The organism is Flavobacterium sp. (assembly GCF_043778725.1).
GTDB lineage: Bacteria > Bacteroidota > Bacteroidia > Flavobacteriales > Flavobacteriaceae > Flavobacterium.
Genome location: NZ_JAYWFT010000148.1, coordinates 1 through 8,535, shown reverse-complemented (window position 1 = coordinate 8,535; position 8,535 = coordinate 1). Strand labels below are relative to the sequence as shown.

Genomic DNA, 8,535 nt, shown 5'->3' with positions numbered 1-8,535 from the left:
AAAGTTATTCTAAAATTAAGCAGATTTTAAACGAAAAATGCTATTTTTGATACTAACTAAATAACTAACGATGTTGCGTTAGATACTTGAATCCGCCGGTTGTTAAACATTTTAACTATGGCGTTGATGCTTGTATAAAATGTCACGAAAGTAAATGCGGTGGACCAATTTCGAAGATTAAAAAATTATATATTGAAGAGTAAATTTTGAAAAGAGAAATTCTAACAACACAAGACGGTTCAACAACTATTCATCTTCCAGATTGGGATGAAAGTTATCATTCTAAACACGGTGCCATTCAAGAAGCCTATCATGTATTCATAAAAAGTGGATTTACTTTATTTGCTTCGCCTGATGGGAAAAGCTCGAGTGAAGGACAATCTATTTCTATTTTAGAAATAGGTTTTGGAACGGGTTTGAATGCTTTTATAACTTATTTAGAAGCACAAAAAATCAATCAAAATATTAATTATGTTGGCGTAGAAGCATATCCTGTTGCTGTTGATGAAGCCTTGCAAATGAATTATGTATCTCAATTGGATGCTTCAGATGAAAGTTTGATTTTCAATAAAATGCATGAAATTGCTTGGGAAGAAAAGCAGACACTATCACCTACTTTTTCGCTAACCAAAAGAAAACAATTTTTTCAAGATATTGATGATGAGAATGTTTTCGATTTAATTTATTTCGATGCTTTCGGATTTAGAGTACAACCTGAATTGTGGTCTTTAGAAATTTTTCAAACAATGTTTCGATCAATGAAATCTGGTGGTGTCTTAGTTACATATGCTTGTCGTTCTTCAATTAAAAAAGCTATGTTAGATTGTGGTTTTACAGTAGAAAAACTTCCAGGAGCACCGGGAAAAAGAGAAATGCTACGCGCAATCAAAAATTAAAGTTAAATTTAAATTAGCTGTTAATAATTTTCATACTTTTGGTAAAATAAAGGTTGAAAATTTGCGTTTTTACCTCATGTTCTACCTAAAAGTCTAACCAAATTAGTAATTTTTATGTCTAGATTGATTTATGACTACACTAAGTCAGTGCTTGAAAGAGTTAGTTTTGATACAAGTCTTTTTTGCAAAGAATTAGAAAAGGCCTTTAAAACACTTTTACCTTATGAAATTGAACAATTAACAGAATGGCTGTTTAATTTCACATTGGAGAAGCCCGAATTAAGGCAATGCTTACTCATTGGCAACTAATAAAACTAAAAGGAACTTAAACGGTTCCTTTTTTTTATGAAATACTTTTATTTTTTTGTAAGTAAAAAGTTATATAAAATGTTAATTTATGTAAAATATCGTATATTTTTGCTTTTAAACGATTAAAATAACATTTTTTATTTGTTAACTATGTTTTAACAATGTACATTTACTTAACGTTTTTGCCCAAAAATCAACGATACGATTTAACCTAAACTTAAAACCTATGCCTAGAATGATTTATGATTACACTAAATCAGAATTGGAAAGTGTAAGTATTGACCCTAATCTTTTTAAAAGAAAGTTAAAAAAAGCGGTTAACAGTTTATTGCCTTATGAGATTGATCAATTGCAAAATTGGCTGTCCTATTTCACAATCAATAAACCAGATTTACAGCAATGTTTAACCGAAATTAAAAATGAAAAAATTAAAAAAGGATTCGCGTAAAGCGAATCCTTTTATTATTTAGAAGGTTTTGGACTTATTATTTGAACATTTTGAAATACTATTGCACCTTTTACAACGCCAGCAATAGTTGCACGCAAGGCATCAATAATATGAATTTTCAATTCATTTTTTGGATATATTAAACTTACTTCTCTAGCAGGTTTTGGCTCTGCAAATTGTCTTAGTTTTAGTTGGTCTTTTTCTTTCAAATCTAAAGTATGTAAATAAGGTAGTAATGTTGTTCCTAATCCTTCATCGGCTAGTTTTATAAGCGTTTCAAAGCTACCACTCTCTATTTGAAAATGATTACTATCAGAATTTTTATTGTTTTTGCATAAATTTAAAATACTGTCTCTAAAACAATGTCCGTCTTGAAGAAGTAGAATTTCATCTAAATTCAAATCGGAAATTTCAATTTCTTTTTTATTGAAACTTCCATGACTTTCTGGAATGTAAGCCACAAATGGTTCAAAGTAAAGTACCACTTCTTTAATTTTTTCTTCGTTTAATGGTGTTGCAGCAATAGCAGCATCAAGATGACCGTTGTTTAATTTAAAAATTATATCGTCGGTATTTAATTCTTCAATAATAAGTTTAACTTTTGGGTATTTTTTTATAAAATTACTCAAGAACATCGGCAAGAGTGTAGGCATAATTGTTGGAATAATTCCCAATCTAAATTCGCCTCCAATAAATCCTTTTTGTTGATCTACAATATCTTGAATTCTATCGGCTTCATTTACAATATTTTTAGATTGATTCACTATTTTGTGACCAATTTCTGTTAATTGAATTGGTTTTTTAGTTCTGTCAAATATTTGAATTCCAAGTTCTTCTTCTACTTTTTGAATTTGCATGCTTAATGTTGGCTGAGTAACAAAACATTTTTCGGCCGCCAAAGTAAAATTTTTGTGTTCGGCAACAGCCAAAACGTATTTAAGTTGTGTAATTGTCATTATATAGTAAAATTTGATGCAAATATAAAAACTATCAATTTAATTTATAATATCAAACTACAATAATTTGTAATTTTGTTTAAATATAAATTATCATGAAAGTAAATAGATTAGGATTACCAGTTAAAGAAACAGAAGTTTTGGTTGCCGAATTAAATATCTTGTTAGCAAATTTTCAAGTATATTATCAGAATTTAAGAGGTTTGCATTGGAATATTCGCGGAAAGCGTTTCTTTGATTTACACATAAAATTTGAAGAATTATACAACGATAGCCAATTAAAAATAGATTTAATTGCAGAAAGGGTTTTAACCCTAGGCGGAACTCCTTTGCATACTTTTGATGATTATACCAATAATAGTAAATTGCCAGTAGGAAAAAATATTCACAATGATGAAGAAGCAATTAACTTGATTCTTAACTCATTGTCTCATTTATTAAAAATAGAACGTGTTATTTTATCGCAAGCTGCCGAAATAAATGATGAAGGTACTAATTCTATGATGAGTGACTTTATTTCTGAACAAGAGAAAACTATCTGGATGATGAGTGCTTGGTTAGAGCAGGCAATTTAAAAAATCTTTGTTAAAAATTATATAATAGCTATTCTTTACTAAATTGAATAGCTATTTTTGTATTATGAATTTTTGTGTAAAATTAGTTTTGGTACTATTTATTACTTTTCTTTTAACGCCAACAATTGTTACGTTAATAGAAAAGAGCACCGATGTTTCCATATTTTACAGTTTTTCTGAAGAGGAGATTCACAAAGATTTGAAAGAAATAAAAGCAGATTTAAGTCACACCTATGAATTTGTTTTTCTTGATTTATCACAAATTAAAACTTCTAAAATTGTTTCCAAAAGCGTATCAAAGCATGATAACGTAGCTGACGAAATATTTTCTCAACCACCAGAATTAGTTTAATACAAACCAAAATTTTCACAAAAGTGGAATAATTTTATGTATTAATTTAATCAAGGTATGACAAAAAAAATCAATCTTTTTGCGAACCTTAAATCTGATTTTGCATCGGGTTTAGTGGTTTTTTTGGTGGCACTTCCTTTGTGTTTAGGAATTGCATTGGCTTCGGGCGCACCACTTTTTTCAGGTATTATTTCGGGAGTTATAGGTGGTATTATTGTTGGCTTTCTTAGTCAATCGCATTTAAGTGTTTCTGGACCAGCAGCAGGATTAACTGCAATTGTTCTAACCGCAATAACCGATTTGGGATCTTTCAATACTTTTTTATTAGCCGTTCTTCTAGCTGGAATTTTTCAATTGGCACTCGGATTTATAAAAGCAGGAACCATTTCTAATTATTTTCCTAGTAATGTAATTGAAGGAATGCTTGCCGGAATAGGAGTAATTATTATTCTAAAACAAATTCCGCATGCAGTAGGTTATGATTCAGATTTTGAAGGTGACGAAGCATTTTCTCAGATAGACGGACAAAATACTTTTTCCGAATTATTATCTGTTTTTAATCACGTACAACTAGGTTCAATTATTATTACCTTGGTTTCTTTACTGATTTTAATTGGTTGGGTAAAATTTTCATTTTTGCAAAAGCTAAAATTAGTTCCAGCAGCATTAATCGCTGTAATTGTGGGTGTTTTATTGAATGAATATTTTACAAGTACCGGAAGCAGTTTGGCAATTTCTAAAGAGCATTTAGTAAATTTACCAATACCAACCACTTTTAACGAACTTAAAAACATAATTATTACTCCCGATTTTTCGGCTATAACCAATACCAAAGTTTGGTTTGTTGCTGGTACAATTGCCGTAGTTGCGTCTATTGAAACACTTTTGTGCATGGAAGCAGCCGATAAAATGGACGCCCAAAAACGATATTCTGACACTAATGTTGAATTGAAAGCCCAAGGTATTGGTAATATTGTTAGTGCTTTGCTTGGTGGTTTACCAATGACATCTGTTGTTGTAAGAACTTCTGCTAATAATAATGCTGGAGCAAAATCTAAAATGTCGACCATCATTCATGGATCATTACTATTGATAAGTGTATTGGCAATTCCAGCTTTTTTAAATAAAATTCCTTACGCAACTTTAGCAGCAATTTTATTATTAATAGGATACAAATTGGCTAGTCCTAAAACGGTTAAACACTTTTGGCAGAAAGATAAAATTTATCAATTTATACCATTTATAGCAACTTTTGTAGCTGTTGTTTTTACAGATTTGCTAAAAGGTGTAGCTTTGGGAATGGTTATTAATGTTATTTTTATATTGGTAGGAAATGCTAAACGGGCGTATCGTTTTACTAAAGAACAATATCATGATGGCGATATTATTCATATAGATTTGGCTCAAGAAGTGTCTTTTTTAAATAAATCGGCAATAAAAACTACATTAATTTCTATTCCAGAAAATTCTAAAGTAGTAATTAATGCTTCCGATACCGTTTATATTGCTCACGATGTTTTAGATTTAATTAAAGATTTTAAAAAGTTTAGAGCTAAAGAAGAAAATATAAAAGTAAAATTAATAGGATTTAAAAAAGCTTACAATCTAGAAAATAGTGACGGATTTAAAAACACAGTAACTTACGAGCATAAATACGATGCTATGAAAAGACAAACTGTACAAGTAGAAATTAAAAATACTGATTTTAAAGAATAAAAAACATGAAAACATTAAATAAAGAATTACAATCATCAATAACTCCAAGAAAAGCATTAGAAATTTTAAAAGGAGGAAATCAAAGATTTATTAAAAACCTTCAAGCACATCGTGATTTGTTGGAGCAAGTTAACGACACCAGAGACGGACAATGGCCGTTTGCAATAATTTTAAGCTGTATAGACAGTAGAACATCTGCCGAACTAATTTTTGATCAAGGCTTGGGCGATATTTTTTCTGTGAGAATTGCTGGTAATATTGTCAATTCAGATATTCTGGGCAGTATGGAATTTGCCTGTAAAATTGCTGGTTCTAAGTTAATTGTAGTTTTAGGTCACAGTAAATGTGGTGCAATAAAAGGAGCTTGCGATCACGTAGAAATGGGTAATTTAACCGAATTGTTGTCTAAAATTCAACCAGCAGTTTATGAAGAAAAGACCATAACTACTGACAGAACTTCTAAAAATGGTGAATTTGTAGAAAATGTGTCTCAAATTAATGTAAAACGAAGTGTGAAAAATATCATTGAGCGCAGTTTTATTTTAGAGCAAATGATTGAAAATGGCGAAATTGGAGTAGTAGGAGCAATGCATAATATTGAAACTGGTGATGTTACTTTTTATGATGATGTGTCTTATATAAAAGACGATGAAAATCCAAATTTTTCGGTTACCGAATTAAAACATTAACTAAATTTAAGCCATTAATCTCTAAGCAATAACTGTTTGATTAATGGCTTTTTAATAGTACATTTGATATTTATTGAAATACTTAATAAATTAAAAGTACATTTAAAAAAATAATATAATCTCATGAGTGATTTCTATAAAAAAATATTGGATAATAATAAACAATGGGTTGACAATCAATTGGCTATTGATCCTGAGTATTTTAAAGATTTATCTAAAGGTCAAACACCACCATTGTTGTGGATAGGTTGTTCCGACAGTCGTGTTCCTGCAAATGAAATTATTGGTGCAAAGCCAGGTGAAGTTTTTGTACACAGAAACATTGCTAATATGGTAGTTCATTCTGATATGAATATGTTAAGTGTACTAGATTATGCCGTTAATGTTTTAAAAGTTAAGCATGTAATTGTATGCGGACATTATGGTTGTGGTGGTGTAAAAGCTGCAATGGGTAATGATTCTATAGGCATTATAGACAACTGGATTCGTCACATTAAGGATGTTTATCGATTGCACAATGTATATTTAGATTCTATTGAAAATGAAGAAGATAGGTTTAATAAATTTGTAGAATTGAACGTGAAAGAGCAAGTATTTGACTTGGCTAAAACGTCAATTGTTCAAGGTGCATGGCGAAATGGTCAAGATTTAACCTTACACGGTTGGGCTTACGGATTAAATTCTGGTTATGTAACCGATTTAGAAGTAAATATGAGCAGCAACGAAGATTTAGACGAAGTATATCAGTTAAAATTTTAATCTTCTAGATTTTCATTAAAAGCTGAAGGTAATAATTGCGGTATAAATTTTATCAAAATAGGTAATAACAATCCGCCACCAGGAAGTAAAAAGATAGTTAACGATGGAATGCTTTTGCAAATGTCGAGCAGCTGTTTTTTTACTTTCTTTTTTTCATCACTACTCAAATCTCTCTGTGTAGATTTTGCCAAAAGTTGCATCAATTCTTTACTTTCAGAAATTTCTTTGGTCAGTCGTTTTTGATTTCTTTTTATTAAAACCTGAACACCATTAGTCGTCTGATCATAAAAATGCTTTACCGGATTGGAGTAATTAAAATATTGAATTTCTTTTTTGTGTGTAGCTATAAAATCATTGGTTGTAGTGCTACTTTCTATTACAAATTCATCCGATATTGAACAATTTTCTGCAAGTTTGTGTAAAAAATAAATTTCGTCGTTTTCTACTTTTCCATCGTTCCAAAGTGTAAGTCCTGTTAAATCAATTAAATAGAATTTTTCTAAATCGTCTTTGAAATACTCTAACGGCAATTGTTCTAATGTTTGAATATCAATTTTAGAAAATTTTGTATAGCGAACAGAAGCTTCAAACAGTTTAATTAACAAAGCATCATTTTGTGATTTTTGTGTTTTTACATTCAATGCCAACGAAACCAAACTCATTATTGTTTCTTCTATCCGTTTCAAATATTTGTCTGGAATTGCATCTTCAAGTAAGTAATGACGAAAAGCCAATACATCAACAAATAGCAAGGCATTGGTAACAATATGAGAGAAATTTTTGCTAATAATATCTTTGTTGGTTTGAACACGTTCATCAATTAGATTTTCCAATTTTGAACTCTGTGATGAAGGAATTATTTTGTTTAAAAACCCAAAACCTTTAGGAGTCATTTCTTTATAAAATGCTACAGTTTTTTTTATAAATTCTTCGCTATCAGTTTGTTTTGTGGTAAAGCAGTAGGTTTCAAACAAAGTGTTTAGTAAGGCAACTTTAGATAATTCTTCTGATTTCCATTGCGAAATATCTATTTCATAATTAGAATTTATGGCAATTATGTGTCCATAAATAAAACCGGTTTTTCTAATGCTTTTATAAAACGACAAACTGTCAATGTCGGTATAATCAAACACGTTTTTTTGTTCGACAAAATATTTATCAATCCAGCCGTTTGCCGATGGGTTTATCATAGCTTCATTTTGTGATACAAAGCTATGTAAATTGATTCTATTTATTGATTTTTTTAATCAGGATTTGCCATAATTCGAAATAGTTCGGCATTAGAGGTTAGATAACGATTTTCTAATGCTATTTTAGAGAGTTGCGAACTTACCAAATTATTTTCTCGTGAGTTTATTAAAAACATAGAACTTTCGCCAAATGAAAACAATCGCTCTTCTGAGGATAACATTGTATTATAATCTTCGACTAGTTTTTGAATCAATTTGCGTTGTCGTTCTAATGATTTTATTTCATTTTGTTGTGCATTGATTTTGTTATTTAACTGTAACCGCTCAAGATTTAAATCAAATTGTGAATCTTGAATTTTAAATTCTGCCAATTTCAAACTTCCGCGTTCTTTTCTTAAAAATAGTGGAAAATAAACATTCATTCCAATTTTATAATTATTAAAATTGGTTGTGTTTAAATAATTTGGTTCGGATAAATAATAATAAGCTACATCTACTTTGGGCAATAATGAATTGGCTTTTAGTTTTCGTTCTACATTTAAAATAGCAATTTTACTTTGTAATGAATTGATTTTTGGATGATTATCTATAGACGGATTTTCTTGTAATAATTCATTAGTTTTTAAAGTTTCTTGAATGGTTATT

At 29.7% G+C, this 8,535-nt stretch carries 11 protein-coding genes; 8 read left to right on the top strand and 3 right to left on the bottom strand.

Features of this window, described 5'->3' with window-relative positions; all coding sequences use genetic code 11:
• The first annotated feature begins 206 nt into the window (after window positions 1-206).
• The 3 genes from mnmD to ACH2CG_RS13825 all read left to right on the top strand — a co-directional run bounded on the left by mnmD (window position 207) and on the right by ACH2CG_RS13825 (window position 1,653).
• Window positions 207-896: a tRNA (5-methylaminomethyl-2-thiouridine)(34)-methyltransferase MnmD gene (gene mnmD / locus ACH2CG_RS13835; protein WP_395066196.1), complete on the top strand. Its 690-nt coding sequence runs from the start codon at window positions 207-209 to the stop codon at window positions 894-896.
• 114 nt (window positions 897-1,010) lie between these two features.
• Window positions 1,011-1,205 (top strand): hypothetical protein, encoded by a 195-nt coding sequence (locus tag ACH2CG_RS13830; RefSeq protein ID WP_395066194.1) that lies wholly within the window; start codon window positions 1,011-1,013, stop codon window positions 1,203-1,205.
• 226 nt (window positions 1,206-1,431) lie between these two features.
• Window positions 1,432-1,653, top strand: coding sequence for a hypothetical protein (locus ACH2CG_RS13825; protein WP_395066192.1), 222 nt, complete (start codon window positions 1,432-1,434; stop codon window positions 1,651-1,653).
• A 14-nt stretch (window positions 1,654-1,667) separates the two neighbouring features.
• Here ACH2CG_RS13825 and ACH2CG_RS13820 read toward each other — a convergent pair whose 3' ends face one another.
• Window positions 1,668-2,609, bottom strand: a complete 942-nt coding sequence (locus ACH2CG_RS13820; RefSeq protein WP_395066190.1) for a LysR substrate-binding domain-containing protein — start codon at window positions 2,607-2,609, stop codon at window positions 1,668-1,670.
• Between the two features lie 95 nt (window positions 2,610-2,704).
• On the opposite strand from ACH2CG_RS13820, the gene ACH2CG_RS13815 reads away from it, so the two are divergent.
• The 5 genes from ACH2CG_RS13815 to can all read left to right on the top strand — a co-directional run bounded on the left by ACH2CG_RS13815 (window position 2,705) and on the right by can (window position 6,700).
• The gene (locus ACH2CG_RS13815) at window positions 2,705-3,184 is read left to right on the top strand and encodes a Dps family protein (RefSeq protein WP_395066188.1); all 480 of its coding nucleotides are present in this window, start codon (window positions 2,705-2,707) and stop codon (window positions 3,182-3,184) included.
• Window positions 3,185-3,272: 88 nt separating this feature from the next.
• A complete protein-coding gene (locus ACH2CG_RS13810) occupies window positions 3,273-3,536 on the top strand; it encodes a hypothetical protein (RefSeq protein ID WP_395066186.1) in 264 nt (87 codons plus the stop codon).
• 57 nt (window positions 3,537-3,593) lie between these two features.
• On the top strand, window positions 3,594-5,252 hold the full coding sequence (locus ACH2CG_RS13805; protein ID WP_395066184.1) for a SulP family inorganic anion transporter: 1,659 nt from the start codon (window positions 3,594-3,596) through the stop codon (window positions 5,250-5,252).
• Window positions 5,253-5,257: 5 nt separating this feature from the next.
• On the top strand, window positions 5,258-5,941 hold the full coding sequence (locus ACH2CG_RS13800) for a carbonic anhydrase family protein (RefSeq protein WP_395066182.1): 684 nt from the start codon (window positions 5,258-5,260) through the stop codon (window positions 5,939-5,941).
• A 123-nt stretch (window positions 5,942-6,064) separates the two neighbouring features.
• Window positions 6,065-6,700, top strand: coding sequence for a carbonate dehydratase (gene can, locus ACH2CG_RS13795; RefSeq protein WP_395066180.1), 636 nt, complete (start codon window positions 6,065-6,067; stop codon window positions 6,698-6,700).
• Here the strand turns inward: can and ACH2CG_RS13790 are convergent.
• Both ACH2CG_RS13790 and ACH2CG_RS13785 read right to left on the bottom strand, forming a co-directional pair.
• Window positions 6,697-7,890 (bottom strand): LETM1-related biofilm-associated protein, encoded by a 1,194-nt coding sequence (locus ACH2CG_RS13790; RefSeq protein WP_395066178.1) that lies wholly within the window; start codon window positions 7,888-7,890, stop codon window positions 6,697-6,699. The genes can and ACH2CG_RS13790 overlap by 4 nt on opposite strands.
• 53 nt (window positions 7,891-7,943) lie before the next feature.
• Window positions 7,944-8,535 (bottom strand): TolC family protein (locus tag ACH2CG_RS13785; protein WP_395066176.1); only part of this gene is annotated, 592 nt, incomplete at its 5' end.

Excerpts from the sequence above, each read along its gene's own strand:
- ACH2CG_RS13830 (WP_395066194.1), top strand. The coding sequence starts at position 1,011 with ATGTCTAGATTGATTTATGACTACACTAAGTCAGTGCTTGAAAGAGTT.
- ACH2CG_RS13825 (WP_395066192.1), top strand. The coding sequence starts at position 1,432 with ATGCCTAGAATGATTTATGATTACACTAAATCAGAATTGGAAAGTGTA.
- ACH2CG_RS13820 (WP_395066190.1), bottom strand. The coding sequence starts at position 2,609 with ATGACAATTACACAACTTAAATACGTTTTGGCTGTTGCCGAACACAAA.
- ACH2CG_RS13815 (WP_395066188.1), top strand. The coding sequence starts at position 2,705 with ATGAAAGTAAATAGATTAGGATTACCAGTTAAAGAAACAGAAGTTTTG.
- ACH2CG_RS13805 (WP_395066184.1), top strand. The coding sequence starts at position 3,594 with ATGACAAAAAAAATCAATCTTTTTGCGAACCTTAAATCTGATTTTGCA.
- ACH2CG_RS13800 (WP_395066182.1), top strand. The coding sequence starts at position 5,258 with ATGAAAACATTAAATAAAGAATTACAATCATCAATAACTCCAAGAAAA.
- can (WP_395066180.1), top strand. The coding sequence starts at position 6,065 with ATGAGTGATTTCTATAAAAAAATATTGGATAATAATAAACAATGGGTT.
- ACH2CG_RS13790 (WP_395066178.1), bottom strand. The coding sequence starts at position 7,890 with ATGATAAACCCATCGGCAAACGGCTGGATTGATAAATATTTTGTCGAA.